This is a genomic window from Streptomyces sp. ITFR-6 (assembly GCF_031844725.1).
Classification (GTDB): domain Bacteria; phylum Actinomycetota; class Actinomycetes; order Streptomycetales; family Streptomycetaceae; genus Streptomyces.
Genome location: NZ_CP134612.1, coordinates 873,613 through 888,195 on the forward strand (window position 1 = coordinate 873,613; position 14,583 = coordinate 888,195).

A 14,583-nucleotide genomic window follows, 5' to 3' on the forward strand; every position below is an offset into this window, starting at 1 on the left:
TCAGCGGCCGCCTTGCTGCTTGGGTGGCATGCATCCGGTCGCCGGGGGCGTGCCGGCGGGGAGGTAGTCCCTGGGCACGACTCCGCAGACGTAGTTGTCGAGCCAGCGGCCGTTGCCGAGGGTGTTGCCGACGAGCCGGTTGTAGGAGCCCGTCAGGGACAGCACCTTGTCGAGGCTCTTGCGGTTCTTGACCAGGACGGCGGTGACCCGGCCGAGCGACTCCAGGGTGGGCTTGAGCTGCTTGTTGTTGTCCGCGACCAGTCCGGTGAGCTGGATGCCGAGGTTCTGGGTGCCGGTGAGCAGCAGATGGATGGAGTCGCGGCGGGCCTGGATCTCGCCGAGGAGCAGGTTGCCGTCCTCCAGCAGGGTCTCGAAGCTGCTCTTCTTGTGGGCGAGGGTCTTCGTCAGCTGTTTGCTGCCCTTGAGGAGGGTGGCCAGCTGGGCGTCCCGCTGGGAGACCGTCCTGGAGAGTGCGGAGAGCCCGTCGGCGGCGCTCTTCACGTCGGGCGGTGAGTCCTTGAAGGTGGCGGAGATCGTCTCGAAGCTCTTGGCGAGCTGCTTGGTGTCGATCTCCCCGATGGTCTCGCCCAGTCCGTTGAACGCCTGGGTGACGTCGTACGGGGAGGTGGTGCGGTTCGCGGCGATGCGCAGGTCCGGGTCCTGGGGGCCGGTGCCGAGCGGGTCGACGGCGAGGTACTTGTCGCCCAGCAGGGTCTTGATGGCGATGCCCACGGTGGAGGAGTTGCCGATCCAGGCGTCCTTGACCCGGAAGCTGACCTTGACCTTGTCGCCGTCGAGCGAGACGCCGGTGACCTCTCCGACCTTGACGCCGGCGATCCGTACTTCGTCGCCGGAGCCGAGCCCGGCGGATTCGGTGAAGTCGGCGGTGTAGGTGGTGCCGCCGCCGATGAAGGGCAGTGAGTCGGCGCGGTAGGCGCCGAAGCCGATGAGGGCCAGGACGAGCAGTCCGGCGATGCCGATGGCGACGGGGTTGCGTTCCCGAAGGGGTTTGATTCTCATGCCAGGCACCTCGGCTGGGTGATCGCGATGCCGGTGGGCGGCGCGCTGCCGTCCTCTGTGCTCACGCCGCTGACCTTGGCTTCGCAGAGGTAGAGGTTGAGCCAGGAGCCGTAGGAGGCGAGCCGGCTGATCGCCTCCATCTTGGCGGGGGTCTTCCGGAGAAAGTTCTCGATCTGCGGGGTGCCCTTGCCCAGCTGGTCGGAGAAGCGGCCGAGTTGCTTGATGTCGTCCTTGAGGGGCGCCCGGCCGTCCTGGAGCAGGCCTGCGGTGACGGTGGTCAGCGCGCCCATCGCGGTGACCGCCTGTCCGAGGGGTTTGCGGTCGCCGGAGAAGCCGGTGACGAGCTTCTGGAGCGTGTCGACGAGGTCGTTGAAGCCGGCCTCCCGATCGTTCACGGTCTTCAGGACCGTGTTGAGGTTCTTGATCACCTCGCCGATCACCTTGTCCTTGGCCGCGACCGTGGAGGTCAGTGAGCCGACGTGCTGGAGGATGCTGTCGACGGTGCCGCCCTCGCCCTGGAGCACCTGGACGATGGAGCCCGCGAGCTGGTTGACGTCGGGCGGGGAGAGCCCTTCGAAGAGCGGCTGGAAGCCGTTGAAGAGCTGGGTGAGGTCGAGGGCCGGTGTGGTGCGCGAGAGCGGGATGGTCGCTCCGGCCTGGAAGTTCCGGCCGACCGGTCCGGCGCCCCGGTCGAGGTCGATGTAGCGCTGGCCGACCATGTTCAGGTACTTGATCGAGGCGGTCACGGAGGCGGGGAGGCTGCGCCCCTTGCGGACGGCGAAGCCGACCTCCGCGAGCCGCTTGTCCGCGACCTCGATCGACTCGACCTGTCCCACCTTGACCCCGGCGATCCGTACGCTGTCACCGACGATCAGCCCGGTGGCGTCGGTGAACCTCGCCTTGTACGAGGTGGTGTCACCGACCCCGGTGTTGGCGATGGACAGCCCCAGGACGGTGGTGGCCAGGACGGTCACCAGGATGAAGACGATCGATTTCGCGAGCGGTCCCGCGAGGGAGCGGCGCTTCACTTGAGCTTCACCTCCGCACCGCGGAAGGCCGGGCCGATGAGCACGCTGCTCCAGTCGGGCAGGCTCTGCGGCTGGACTTTCAGTGAGGGAGCGACCAGCTCGTTGACGAGCCGGCTCTCCTGCAAGGAGTTGGGCATGCCGAGGGAGGTGTCCGTCGCCTTCTGCCCGGTGTCGGCGGGCGGGTCCGCGGCCGCCTTGTCGCCGGGGGCCGGGGAGGCCGCGGCCCGTCCGGCCGCCGTCGGCTCCGTCGTGCCGACGTAGGGGACGGAGTAGCAGTGCGGTCCGCCGCTCGCGTCGTAGACCGGGGTGTCCTTGCCGGCCACGTACTTCCCCTTGGACTTCACGGGCTTGAGGGTGACGTGGAGGCCGGGCTGTCCGGTGCCCTTGCCGAGCGCCTTGTCCATCGCCGGGACGAATCCGGCCACGGTCCGCAGGGTGCAGGGGAACTCGTCGGAGTACTTCGCGAGGAGTTCAAGCGTGGGCCGGCCGGTGGCGGAGAGCCGGATCAGGTTGTCCTTGTTCTCCTGGAGGAACGTCGTGAGGTCCTGCGCGGAGGCGTTGGTGGAACCGTAGAGGCCGGCCAGCTGTGCCTGCTGGTCCGCGAGCGTCCCGCTGGTGGTGGTGAAGTCGGTGAGCGCGTCCAGGACGTCGGGGGCGGCGTCCCCGTACACCCTGCTCACCTTGACGAGTTCCTTGATGTCGGCGTTGAGCGTGGGGAGTTGGGGGTTGAACTTCTGGAGATGGGCGTCGAGCCTGACGAGGGTGTCACCCAGCTTCTCGCCGCGTCCCCTGAGCGCCTGGGAGACCGCGTTGAGCGTGGCGGAGAGTTTCTGCGGCTGGACGGCGGTCAGCAGCGGCAGGACGTTGTCGAGGACCTCTTCCAGCTCGATGGCGTTGCCGGAGCGGTCCTGCGGGATGACGGCTCCGGCCCGGAGCGTGTCCGCGGAGGGTACGGCGGGCGGTACGAGTGCCACGAACCGTTCCCCGAACAGGGTGGTGGGCAGCATCTGGGCGGTGACGTCGGCGGGGATCCGGTCGAGCTTGCCGGGCTGGATGGCGAGGGTGAGGCGGGCGCCCTCGCCGTCGGCGGAGATGTCGCGGACCTGCCCGACGACGACTCCGCGCAGCTTCACATCGGCGTTGTCGTGCATCTCGTTGCCGACGCTTCCGGTGCGTACCGTCACGGTCGCGTCGTCGGTGAAGTCCTTGTTGTACACCGCTATCGACACCCAGATGAGTACGGCGGGCACGAGCAGGAGGGCCACTCCGGAGACTCTGCGGCGGGTGTTGCGCGTGGTCCGGGTGTTCATCAGCCGGCCACCTTCACCGTCGTCGTGGCGCCCCAGATGGCGAGCGAGAGGAAGAAGTCGGTGACGCTGATCAGCACGATCGCGTTGCGCACGGAGCGGCCCACCGCCACCCCCACACCGGCGGGTCCGCCGGTCGCGTGGAAGCCGTAGTAGCAGTGCGCGAGGATCACCATCACGCTGAAGATCAGCACTTTGAGCACCGACAGCAGTACGTCCTGCGGAGACAGGAAGAGGTTGAAGTAGTGGTCGTAGGTGCCGGCCGACTGCCCGTTGAACAGGACGGTGACGTAGCGGGAGGAGACGTAGGAGGAGAGCAGCCCGATCGCGTAGAGCGGGATGATGGCGACGACCCCGGCGATGATGCGGGTGGTGACGAGGTAGGGCATGGACCGCACGCCCATCGCCTCCAGGCCGTCGATCTCCTCGTTGATCCGCATGGCGCCGAGCTGGGCGGTGAAGCCGGCGCCGACGGTCGCGGAGAGCGCGAGTCCGGCGACGAGCGGGGCGATCTCCCGGGTGTTGAAGTAGGCGGAGATGAAGCCGGTGAACGCGGCGGTGCCGATCTGGTTGAGCGCCGCGTACCCCTGGAGGCCGACGACCGTGCCGGTGGCCAGCGTCATCGCGATCATCACGCCGATGGTGCCGCCGACGACGCCGAGGCCGCCGCTGCCGAAGGCGACTTCGGCCAGCAGCCGCTGCACCTCCTTGAGATAGCGCCGAAGGGTCCGCGGGATCCAGAGCAGTGCCCGTACGTAGAAGGTGAGTTGGTCGCCGGATCGGTCGAGCCAGCTGAGCATCGACATCGGTCAGCTCCCCTTCGCGGGGACGATCTGGAGGTAGATCGCCGTGAGGATCATGTTCACGAAGAACAGCAGCATGAAGGTGATGACGACGGACTGGTTGACCGCGTCCCCGACCCCCTTCGGGCCGCCGCGCGGGTTGAGGCCCCGGTAGGCGGCGACGATGCCCGCGATGAAGCCGAAGATCAGGGCCTTGATCTCGCTGATGTACAGGTCGGGCAGCTGGGCCAGGGCGGAGAAGCTGGACAGGTAGGCGCCTGGGGTGCCGTGCTGGAGGATCACGTTAAAGAAGTAGCCGCCGAGGGTGCCGACGACGGAGACCAGTCCGTTCAGCAACACGGCCACCAGCATGGTCGCCAGCACCCGGGGGACGACGAGGCGCTGTACGGGCGAGACGCCCATGACCTCCATCGCGTCGAGCTCCTCGCGGATCTTGCGGGATCCGAGGTCGGCGCAGATCGCGGAACCGGCGGCGCCGGAGACCAGCAGCGCCACGATGATCGGGCTGGCCTGCTGGATGACGGCGAGGACGCTGGCGCCGCCGGTGAACGACTGGGCGCCGAGCTGCTGGGTGAGGGAGCCGACCTGGAGGGCGATGACCGCGCCGAACGGGATGGAGACGAGGGCGGCGGGCAGGATCGTGACACTGGCGACGAACCAGAACTGCTCGATGAACTCCCGCACCTGGAAGGGCCGGCGGAAGGTCTCGCGGCACACGGTCCCGGCGAGGGTGAAGAGCCTGCCCGTCTCGCGCAGCGGCGCGAACAGCCGGCTCGGCCGTCTCTGCTCCGGCGCCTTCTCCGGCACCCGGTCCGAGGGCGGCCCGGGGGGCTCCGGGGGCCGCACCGGCATCGGGGCGGTCACGGGCGTCCACCGCCCGCCGCCGGGCTGTAGCTGTTCAGGATGGCCGTACGGGCGGCCTCCGGCAGCTGCCCCATCATCGACATGACCCGCTCCCGGCGGCGCAGCGCGCCCTGCCGTACGGGCAGCCCCGGCGAGGGCTCCAGCTGCGGGACCACGGTGCGGGTGGCGTTGGCCGAACTGATGCCCTGCCCGTAGCCGTTGACCTCCTCCGCGGCGAGCGTGGCGGCGTCCTTCTCCTCCGACATGCCGATGGGTCCCTCGCGGCGGCCGGAGAGGAACTGGGAGACGACGGGCAGATCGCTGGTCAGCAGCACCTCGCGCGGCCCGAAGGTGACGAGGTTGCGGCAGAAGAGCATGCCCATGTTGTCCGGGACGGTGGCCGCGATGTCGAGGTTGTGGGTGACGATCAGCATCGTCGCGTCGATCTGCGCGTTGAGGTCGATGAGCAGCTGCGAGATGTAGGCGGTGCGGACCGGGTCGAGGCCGGAGTCCGGCTCGTCGCAGAGGATGATCTGCGGGTCCAGGACGAGGGCGCGGGCCAGCCCGGCCCGCTTGCGCATACCGCCGGATATCTCGCCGGGCAGTTTGTCCTCGTCGCCGAGAAGTCCGACGATGTCGATCCGCTCCATGACGATCCGGCGGATTTCGGATTCCTTTTTGCGGGTGTGCTCACGCAGCGGAAAGGCGATGTTGTCGAAGAGGGACATCGACCCGAAGAGCGCACCGTCCTGGAACATGAGACCGAAGAGCTTCCGGGTCTCCATGATCTTCCGCTCCGGGCTGTTCACCATGTCGACGCCGTTGATGAGCACGCGTCCCTGCTCGGGCTTGAGCAGACCGATGAGCGACTTCAGGAAGACGGTCTTTCCGGTACCGGAAGGACCGAGCATCACGCTCACTTCACCGGCGGGCAGGGTGAGGCTGACGTCCTGCCAGATGTTCTGCTTACCGAAGGATTTCGTTAGGCCTTCAACGACTACTTCGATTCCCATCGGCCCTCCCTCGACGTATAGGTGAACGTGGTCATCTGTCAGCGCTCCGGCTCCGAGAAATCCAATGGCGGCTCGTCACACATGCACCAGGAGGCGCACGTTATGTCCGCAGAAACCGCCAGGACAAGCTGTTGAACAGCGGAAATCGACGAACAAGGTGCTCGTTGTGGATCACTTGTCACCGAATGACAAAGCCATGCGGCGGCTTTGTCGGAATCTGCGCAAGATCTCCGGCGTGCGAGTCGGGGCCCCGGCCGGCGGAGGCCGGAGCGGCAAGCCCCGACAGCGGGATCGCCACCACCGGACGGAGGGTTCGGGGGCTGATCGTTCCCGGTGCGAAATCCTGGACAAGGGGGGCGCGACCTGGACTCCATGTGCGTCGAGCGAACGACTACGGACGCGTTTCCGTACCGCCCACCTGGGACGCTACGGCCCAGTAACCTGCCTTCGCAATAGCGGTTCCTGAACTTTTTGGCCGCCCGTTGACGGCTGTGTCGTTTCTGTACGGAGGTGAGTAAAGACCCGAATTCACTTATCACCAAGTGAGTCGTTCCGAGTCACCGGAACCGGTTCACCGGAGTCGTTCCGGCATGCCTGCGCCCCGCCCGGAGCGGAATTCCGGGCGGGGCGCGGAAAGAGAGAAGTACCGACTACTTGGCGACCCCTGCGTGCCAGCTGTCCGAGAGCGCCCGGCCGGCATTGGGCGCGGCGCTGCCCGGAAGAGCGAGCCCCGCCGTGTAGGTGGCGGCGTCATTGAGCACCAGGTGGTTGTTGCCGGCCGCAGAGGGCAGCGCGGTCTTCAGGTTCACCGCCCAGTTGAGCTCGCCGAGGGTCAGGGGGCCGCAGCCGCTCACCCCGGGAACGGCGAACCCGCTGTCGCCCTGGTCGTTTCCGGTCAGCGAGAGGCGGTTCAGCAGCCCTGCGGTGTTCGGGGTGCCGGAGGCGTCGAAGCGCTGGCTGCCCAACGCCGGAACCGTGAGGTTCTGCGGACGCAGCACGACCGGTTTGGACGTGGTCCCGATGTAGCACTTGGACCCGAGGAACGTGTTCTGCAGGTGGATCCGGACCGGAATGTCGACGATCGTCTTTCCGCTCTGCATCCCCGCGGTCAGGTCGAAGTTGGTGGGTGTGCCCGCCGACTCCACCGTTGCCACGACCCGGTTGAGGCTGCTGTCGGCCAGCTGACCGCAGATACTGGAGACCACCGGAATGCCGCTGGGGCACATGAGCCCGAGGAGGCCGCCGGGGATGTTCGTGGGATCCCCGACGATCGCGCCGCCGGCCGGCGCCACGATCCTGGAGACGCCGGTGTCCGCGTTGCGGACCACGCCGAACTGGAGGTCGTTCGCGCCGGTCGTCGCCTCGGTGTTGCCGAGCTTGATGGAGCCGCTCGCGGAGTGCGAGGACACACATATCGCGATGTCCGTCGTGCCGTCCGCGGCGAGCATGGCCGGGTCGTCGACCGGACACCGGTCGAAGGGGCTCCAGTTGCCGTTCATGGCCTGGGCCGAGGCGGCGCTCGCCGGAGAGGTGCTCAGCGGTATGCCGACGGCCACCGCCACAAGAGCGGCGAGCAGAGCGGGTCTGACACGTTTTTGGACAGCGCTCATTGATGGTCCAGCCTTTCTTGGAAGCGGGGTGGCAGCGCCCTCAGCGTTCGGGAGTGGGCTTCGGGGGCTCCGGGCAGTTCGCCGGAACATCCTCGACACACAGAGGGGACTGCATCATCTTGGTGAAGTTTCCCTTCCCGGACACCGACGCCGTGAGGAGGTTGTCGAGGTCCTCCGTGACCCCGCATCCGGCGAACGGCGGTATGTCCGAGGTGCCGGTCAGCGGCCCTCCGGTCTTCACGGTGTACCCGACGGGACCGTTCGTACCGGTGCTGCCCTTGCCGACGAGTTCGAGCTCCATCGGCCTCACGGCGCGGCAGTTGGCTCCGACGTCCAGCGGCTCGCCGTTGACGTCGACGTCGTAGAGCCGTATCCGCAGGAGCGCGACGGCGGTCGTCGTCTCCTTGTACTGCTTGGTCTCAGGATCGGGGGCGGAGTCGCCCAGGGTCCCGATGCCGACGCGGCCCTCAAGGGTGAGCTCCATCTTCGCCGTCGTCGGCATGAAGCCGAAGGTGACGAAGGTGGCCTTGGCCGGCGGCATCTGCGGCTTGCCGTGGTAGTCGAGCGTGCCGTCGGTGGTCAGCCAGCTCTTCACCCCCGTCGGGCAGCTGAGGAAGGAGACCGAGGTGTTCAGGTTGAGGCGGAGCAGCCCGGGGTCGCTGAACTTCGCCGCTCCGTGCAGCTTGTTGACGTTGGAGTACCCCGCCATGTAGCCGTGCGCGTTCTTCGGCACCTGCGGGATCGGCCCCGTCATCACCGTGCAGTCGGCGGGCACGCTCACCTTCCCCGGCTCGGGCTCCGGGACGTCCTGTGCCTTCGGTTCGGCGCTGAGGCCGGTGCTGTTCCTGGACGTGCCGGGTACGCCGGGAGAGTCCTCGGATCCCGGCGCCGGGGTCCCGGCCAGCTGGGGCACGTCCACGGCGGCCAGCTCCGCGCTCCGGTCGGGGTCGATGGTGCACGAGAGGGAGACGGGAGACGGGATGGGAGTGGGCGCGGGAGACGGCGCGGTCGCCTCGCCCTCCGCGGCCCGGAAGGCGAGGCCGATGTCGAGGTGCCCCAGGGCGAAGCCGATGGATCCGCTGGATCTCGGAGTGATCGTCGGCACGTCCCCGGTGGCCGTGAGCTCAAGGTCGCCCTCGGCGGGAGCCGGCCCCTCCGGAATCTCCAGCCCCTGCCAGGGCACCGACGTCGTCTCCCCCCGCTGCGAGACGTCGGCCACCACGCTCGCGGATCCCGAGACGAGGGCGGAGTCGATGCCCGGCAGATCCGAGACGGCTGAACGCGGCAGTGTGAGGGAGACCTTCACGTCGGTGGCCCGGACCGGAGTCCCGATGTTCGCGGTGAGGGGCAGCTCCGCCGCGACCTTCACGGCGACCGGCACCGGGCCCGAGGGCGATTCACAGGTGTAGCCGAGGTCCGCCTCCGCGACCCGGGTGTCGTTGGCTTCCCCGGTGCCCGTCATCAAGCCGGTCATCAGGGCCAGCGCGCCGACCGTCGCGATCCGTGCCGCACGCCGCGGATCGCTCGTCCTGAATCTCATCTCGACCCAACCTGCCGTCGTCTCGGTGCTCAGCACTCGTCCATGGGAATCGGATGGCGGACGGGTCCGCCGCCGGGAGAGGGCCGCGGGACAGAGACGAGCTCTGCTCCGCAACCCTCTCCCGGTACGAAGGCCCCGGTCCGGTTACGGCGAGGTGATGGTGATCGGCGTGACGAGCTTGTACGTCGCGTCGAAGGTGGCCGCGTCGCCGGTGTTGAGCAGCCCGCTGCAGTTGGTGGCGCTCTCCACCTTCAGGCCGGTCCCCTTGGCGATCTTGAGTTCGCCGGTGGAGTTGGTGTAGCTCGCGTTGCTCGCACTGCCGGTGATCACGGCCTTGCAGGTGCCCAGGATGGTGTCACCCGTCAGGTTGACGCGGATGCCGGACAGCGTTCCCTTGGTGACGCCGCCGCTGTAGGTGCTCCCGTTGACGCTGATGGTGGAGCCCGAGGCGAGCACCGCCGTGAAGGAGGAGCCGAGCGGTCCGGGGCACGGGCTGGCGGCCGAACCGAAGGTGGCGGCCGTGATCTTGGCGAGGCCCGTACCGGTGGCGTACGTCCCGCTCGTCGAGGTTCCACTGGCGGACGCCGTCGAGCAGTCCACCTGCTGGCTGGTGGCGGTGTCGACCAGGGTGGCCACGGTGCCGGACTTGAGCGACGCCGAGAAGGTGCCACTGGGGTTGGTCACGGTCCACGTCGCGAGTGCGGTGGCCGAGGCCGACGTCGTGGCAAAGCCGAGTGCCGCCGCGGCGACGGTGGTCGCGAACAGCGCTCGCTTGAGGGTGCTTCTCACGGAACTTACCTCCGGAATGTGGAGTTGGACGTACCCGATTGCCTTGCACCGCGCCCGGCGAAGGGTTCGGTGCGAGGGCGGCTCAACATCATGGAACGCAGAAGTCGATGGACTCGACTGCGTGATCGAACTCCGTGCGGATCGAACGTTACGAGCCAGTAGCCCAACGCTGCAATACCCGGCACCGAAATTCCCCGAGCCTCTCGATAAAGACATTCCGTCTTAGCGATAACTCAGCAGATCGCCACGATTTTCTATCCGAAAGTGAGTAGTTGTACGCGGGCCGGGGGCCGGTGCCGCCTCCGCACACTCACCTGAGGCGTAGCCACAGAAGCGGCGAACTCCCCTCGCCCGACCAGCTACCCGCCGGTAAGATCGTCGATCACGCCACCGGGTGCGGCCCGACCGTCTTCCGGTACAGCGTCGCTGAACTGGGCGGAGCCGCCCACGGAGTCCGTACGGGTGGCTCGGCGGGCGGGCCGGACAAGCTCCGGCACTGGGCCCAAAACTCCGGCACGGACGACTCGGAATTCGTCCGGACCTCGGCCCCGAATCTTTCTTCCGGAACGAACGATGGATTTCTCACCGAAATTCGAATTACTCTTCGCGCGAGGCACTTTCGCACCACCGGACCTCCGGGCTCCGCAGACCGGGCGCGAGGATGCCCGCCGCCCCGTGACGCGTCCCGCCGCCGTGGCAGCCGGCCCGGCCGCCCGACAGGCCGTCACGGACGCCGCAGGCACACTTTCTTGTCGCCACGGCGGTAAATGTCCGAAAAATATTGTCCGGAAGTGAGCAGTCGCTTCCGACCTGCACCGGAGCACCACAACGGGGCCGAGATGTGCGCCCCCTGCACTTCGATCTTGTGCAAGTGGTGTGCATGGTCGTTGACTTGGTCTATCTTCATCGCGGACTTGGTACGCACCTGTCGGTTTGTGGGAGCGCTTTCCCCCACTGCCTCACCCCCCACCGGGCGCCGGAGAGCAAGGGGACACGTCATGCGAGAAGTCATTTCGCCATTGGACACGGGGGATCCGCTGGGACCGCTTCCCCAGGAGTTCGCCGCGATCATGCGGCCCGAACTCCCCAGCCTCATCAAGGAGATCGGCGTCGAGGTCACCCGGGCCTATCCGGAATACGCGCGACTGCTCAGCGGACCCAACGGCCAGGCCATTCGCGTCGGTGTCGAGCAGAGCCTTTCCTCGTTCGTCGATCTGGTCGCGGAACCGTCCACATCGACCTCGTTACGGGACGACATGTGCCGCCGGTTCGGACGGTTCGAGGCCTACGAGGGCCGCACCATGGAAACGCTCCAGGGCGCCTACCGGCTCGGCGCCCGTGTCGCACTGCGACGGGCGAAGAAGGTCGGCCGCAGTTACAACTTCTCACCGACCCTGATGCTCAGTTTCGCGGACGCCCTCTTCGCCTACATAGACGAGCTCGAATCGCTCTCCCGCGAGGGCTTCCTGGAGGTGCAGTCGCAGTCGGGCGAGCAGAGCGAGGCCATGCGCCGGCGCCTGCTCCACCTGATCCTGGCCGGCCGCCCCGTGCCCCGTACCGCCATCGCCGAGCTGTGCGAGCAGACCGGGTGGACACTCCCCGAGGAGGTCACCCTGGTCGCGGTCCGCACCCCCGCCGGGCTCGACCGGGTCAGCGCCGACCGCGACATCCTGGCCGATCTCAGCGATCCGCAGCCGCACTTACTGATCCCGGGGCCCCTCGACGACGCGCGAAGATCCATGCTCGACCAGTCACTCCTGGGCAGTCGCGCCGCGATCGGCCTGACCGTCCCCACCGCGCTGGCCTCGGACTCGATCCGCTGGGCCAGGCGGGTCCTCGAACTCGTCGACGCCGGTGTCATCGAGGACGCGCCGTTCGTCCTGTGCGAGGACCACCTCATCACCCTGTGGCTGCTGTCCGACCCGGTCCTGCTCGACCAGCTCGCCCAGCGGGAGCTCGCGCCCATCGCCAAGATCAGCGCCACCCGCCGGGAACGCCTCGTCGAGACCCTGCGCATCTGGCTCGACACCCGCGGCACCGCGGCCCACATGGGCGAGCTCCTCGATGTCCACCCGCAGACCGTCCGCTACCGCATGCGCAACCTGGAGTCCATCTTCGGTCAACAACTGATCGACCCCGAGAGCAGGTTCTCCACCGAGGCAGTCCTGCGGGCACTCCAGCTGCGCGCCCGCAGCGAGGAATCCGCCCTGTAGTGCACCGCGCGGCGGGACGGCCTCCAGCCGGATCACGCCCCTCACCGCGAGTCAACTTACTTACAGGTAAGGCGAAATACCCGGTCACTCCCAAACGGTTGCCACACGGAGACGTTCTGAACGAGAAACCCGGAACTGCGTCCCGTTGTATGGAGGAGTCGACCGCCCACCCGGCGGCCGCACCGTTCGACCTCCTGGCCACCATTCGAGAGGGAACCCCCATGACCGCCTCACACCTGCTCGTCCCCGTGCCGATCCCGGACCGGGTCGCCGCACTGATCGGCTCCTGCATCCCGCAGCACATCCTGGAGGCGGAGTTCGACGGCGAGTGCGCCGCGCGCGAGGTCCGCAGGTTCCGCGGTCCGCGGCTCGGCATCGAGGACCAGGCCGACCGCGAGCAGGCCCTGTCGGAGCTGGCCCGCGCCAACAAGGTCCTGGCCGCCCACCACCCCCTGCTGACGGTGCGCCCCGGCAGCGCCTGGTGACTTCCCCGCGCCGCCCCGCCTCCGTCTTGCGGAGGGACGGCCCGGCACTTACCTTACTCAAAAGTAAGTTTACTTCAGAGTAAGGAACCGGCGTGGCCGACAACAGCAGCGGCAACCTCACCGGTGAACTGGCCGCACTCGACTTCGCGGCCGTCTCCCCGCCGGAGTTCGCGCGGATCGTGAAGGGCCTGTCCGCCAGGCAGCTCGGCGAGGTCATGCACGGCGAACTGCGCGCCCGGGTGCTCGGCGAGGTCTTCGGCCGGATGAGGCAGCAGTTCCGCCCGGAGGCGGCCGGACAGCTCAAGGCGCTGATCCGCTGGAAGATCACCGGGGACACCGACGAGGTGTACGAGACCGCGATAGCCGACGGCGCCTGCACCGTCAGCGCGGGCCGCTCCGACGCCGAACCGCGCACGACGCTGGTGATGGGCGACGCGGAGTTCCTCAAGCTGGTCTCCGGCAACGGCAATCCCGTGACGATGTTCATGATGCGCAAGCTGAAGGTGGCCGGCGATGTCGGTCTGGCCTCGGGCCTCACCCGCTACTTCGATATCCCCAAGGCCTGAGCCGATGAGCTACTTCTCCCTCGCCCTCACCGAGGAACAGCAGGACCTGCGCAACTGGGTGCACGGCTTCGCCGCCCAGGTGGTGCGCCCGGCGGCCGCCGAATGGGACGCCCGCGAGGAGACCCCGTGGCCGGTCATCCAGGAAGCGGCCCGGATCGGTCTGTACGGGTTCGAGTCACTGGCCGACATGTACGGCGACCCGACGGGGCTCTCCCTCCAGATAGCCAACGAGGAGCTGTTCTGGGGCGACGCCGGAATCGGCATGGCGCTCTTCGGCACCTCCCTCGCCGTCGCCGGGATCTTCGCCTCCGGCACGCCTGACCAGCTCGCGGAGTGGGTTCCGCAGTGCTACGGCGACGAGGACGAGCCGAAGGTGGCGGCGTTCTGCGTCTCCGAACCGCAGGCCGGCTCCGACGTCTCCGCGATGGCCACGAAGGCCCGGTATGACGAGGCCAAGGACGAGTGGGTGCTCTCCGGCCAGAAGGCGTGGATCACCAACGGGGGGATCGCGGAGGTCCATGTGGTCGTCGCCTCTGTCGACCCGGCGCTCGGCGCCCGCGGACAGGCCGCGTTCATCGTGCCGCCCGCCACGAAGGGCCTGGAGGCGGGCCGCACCGTCAAGAAGCTCGGCCTGCGCGCCTCGCACACCGCGGACGTCTTCCTGGACGACGTCCGGGTCCCCGGGCACTGTCTGCTCGGGGGCAAGGAGAAGCTGGACGCCCGCCTCGCCCGCGCCCGCGCCCGCGAGGGCTCGGGCGGCAAGGGGCAGGCGGCGATGGCGACCTTCGAGGTCAGCCGCCCCACCGTCGGCGCGCAGGCGCTCGGCATCGCGCGAGCGGCGTACGAGTACGCGCTGGAGTACGCCGGTCAGCGCGAGGCGTTCGGCCGCCCCATCATCGAGAACCAGTCGATCGCCTTCGCGCTCGCCGACATCCGTACCGAGATCGAGGCCGTACGGCTGCTGATCTGGCAGGCCGCGTGGATGGCCCGCAACGACCGCACCTTCGACGCGGGGCAGGGCTCCATGTCCAAGCTCCGGGCGGGCGAACTCGCCGTCACCGCCACCGAGAAGGCCGTGCAGATCCTCGGCGGCGCGGGGTACAGCCGCGAGCATCCCGTCGAGCGGATGTACCGGGACGCCAAGATCTACACCATCTTCGAAGGAACCAGCGAGATCCAGCGCCTGGTCATCGCGCGGGCGATCTCGGGACGCCACATCCGCTGAGCCGGCACCGGGCAGCCGCCGTCCGCGAGCCGTACATCGGGCATCGCGTCCAGCAACTGGTTCACCCCGGTCTCTGTCGCGCATGATCCGGTAGGCCCCGCAGGGATCGGCGGCTAAGGCGGGCGAGAGAATGTCGGGCAC

Annotated in this window: 13 protein-coding genes; 4 read left to right on the plus strand and 9 right to left on the minus strand. The window is 68.2% G+C overall.

Annotation, left to right across the window (positions count from 1 at the left end):
- From RLT59_RS03795 to RLT59_RS03835, 9 genes are all read right to left on the minus strand, one after another.
- A complete protein-coding gene (locus tag RLT59_RS03795; RefSeq protein WP_311302044.1) occupies positions 1-1,020 on the minus strand; it encodes an MCE family protein in 1,020 nt (339 codons plus the stop codon).
- Positions 1,017-2,048 (minus strand): MCE family protein, encoded by a 1,032-nt coding sequence (locus RLT59_RS03800; RefSeq protein WP_311302045.1) that lies wholly within the window; start codon positions 2,046-2,048, stop codon positions 1,017-1,019. Before RLT59_RS03800 ends, RLT59_RS03795 begins: the two co-directional genes overlap by 4 nt.
- The gene (locus RLT59_RS03805) at positions 2,045-3,358 is read right to left on the minus strand and encodes an MCE family protein (RefSeq protein ID WP_311302046.1); all 1,314 of its coding nucleotides are present in this window, start codon (positions 3,356-3,358) and stop codon (positions 2,045-2,047) included. Before RLT59_RS03805 ends, RLT59_RS03800 begins: the two co-directional genes overlap by 4 nt.
- Positions 3,358-4,161: an MlaE family ABC transporter permease gene (locus RLT59_RS03810; RefSeq protein WP_073734361.1), complete on the minus strand. Its 804-nt coding sequence runs from the start codon at positions 4,159-4,161 to the stop codon at positions 3,358-3,360. Before RLT59_RS03810 ends, RLT59_RS03805 begins: the two co-directional genes overlap by 1 nt.
- 3 nt (positions 4,162-4,164) lie before the next feature.
- Positions 4,165-5,022 (minus strand): MlaE family ABC transporter permease, encoded by an 858-nt coding sequence (locus RLT59_RS03815; protein WP_073734360.1) that lies wholly within the window; start codon positions 5,020-5,022, stop codon positions 4,165-4,167.
- Positions 5,019-6,014 (minus strand): ABC transporter ATP-binding protein, encoded by a 996-nt coding sequence (locus RLT59_RS03820; protein WP_311302047.1) that lies wholly within the window; start codon positions 6,012-6,014, stop codon positions 5,019-5,021. Before RLT59_RS03820 ends, RLT59_RS03815 begins: the two co-directional genes overlap by 4 nt.
- 650 nt (positions 6,015-6,664) lie before the next feature.
- Complete coding sequence (locus RLT59_RS03825; RefSeq protein ID WP_311302048.1) at positions 6,665-7,624, minus strand: hypothetical protein; 960 nt, start codon at positions 7,622-7,624, stop codon at positions 6,665-6,667.
- A 40-nt stretch (positions 7,625-7,664) separates the two neighbouring features.
- Entirely contained in the window at positions 7,665-9,164 is a 1,500-nt protein-coding gene (locus RLT59_RS03830) for a DUF6801 domain-containing protein (RefSeq protein WP_311302049.1), read from the minus strand.
- Positions 9,165-9,308: 144 nt separating this feature from the next.
- On the minus strand, positions 9,309-9,953 hold the full coding sequence (locus RLT59_RS03835) for a hypothetical protein (RefSeq protein ID WP_311302050.1): 645 nt from the start codon (positions 9,951-9,953) through the stop codon (positions 9,309-9,311).
- 998 nt (positions 9,954-10,951) lie between these two features.
- Between RLT59_RS03835 and RLT59_RS03840 the strand changes: the two genes are divergently transcribed.
- The 4 genes from RLT59_RS03840 to RLT59_RS03855 all read left to right on the plus strand — a co-directional run bounded on the left by RLT59_RS03840 (position 10,952) and on the right by RLT59_RS03855 (position 14,442).
- The gene (locus RLT59_RS03840) at positions 10,952-12,166 is read left to right on the plus strand and encodes a PucR family transcriptional regulator (RefSeq protein ID WP_311302051.1); all 1,215 of its coding nucleotides are present in this window, start codon (positions 10,952-10,954) and stop codon (positions 12,164-12,166) included.
- A gap of 221 nt (positions 12,167-12,387) precedes the next feature.
- The gene (locus RLT59_RS03845) at positions 12,388-12,651 is read left to right on the plus strand and encodes a hypothetical protein (protein ID WP_311302052.1); all 264 of its coding nucleotides are present in this window, start codon (positions 12,388-12,390) and stop codon (positions 12,649-12,651) included.
- Positions 12,652-12,743: 92 nt separating this feature from the next.
- Positions 12,744-13,217, plus strand: a complete 474-nt coding sequence (locus tag RLT59_RS03850; protein WP_311302053.1) for an SCP2 sterol-binding domain-containing protein — start codon at positions 12,744-12,746, stop codon at positions 13,215-13,217.
- A 4-nt stretch (positions 13,218-13,221) separates the two neighbouring features.
- A complete protein-coding gene (locus RLT59_RS03855) occupies positions 13,222-14,442 on the plus strand; it encodes an acyl-CoA dehydrogenase family protein (protein WP_311302054.1) in 1,221 nt (406 codons plus the stop codon).
- Positions 14,443-14,583 lie beyond the last annotated feature (141 nt).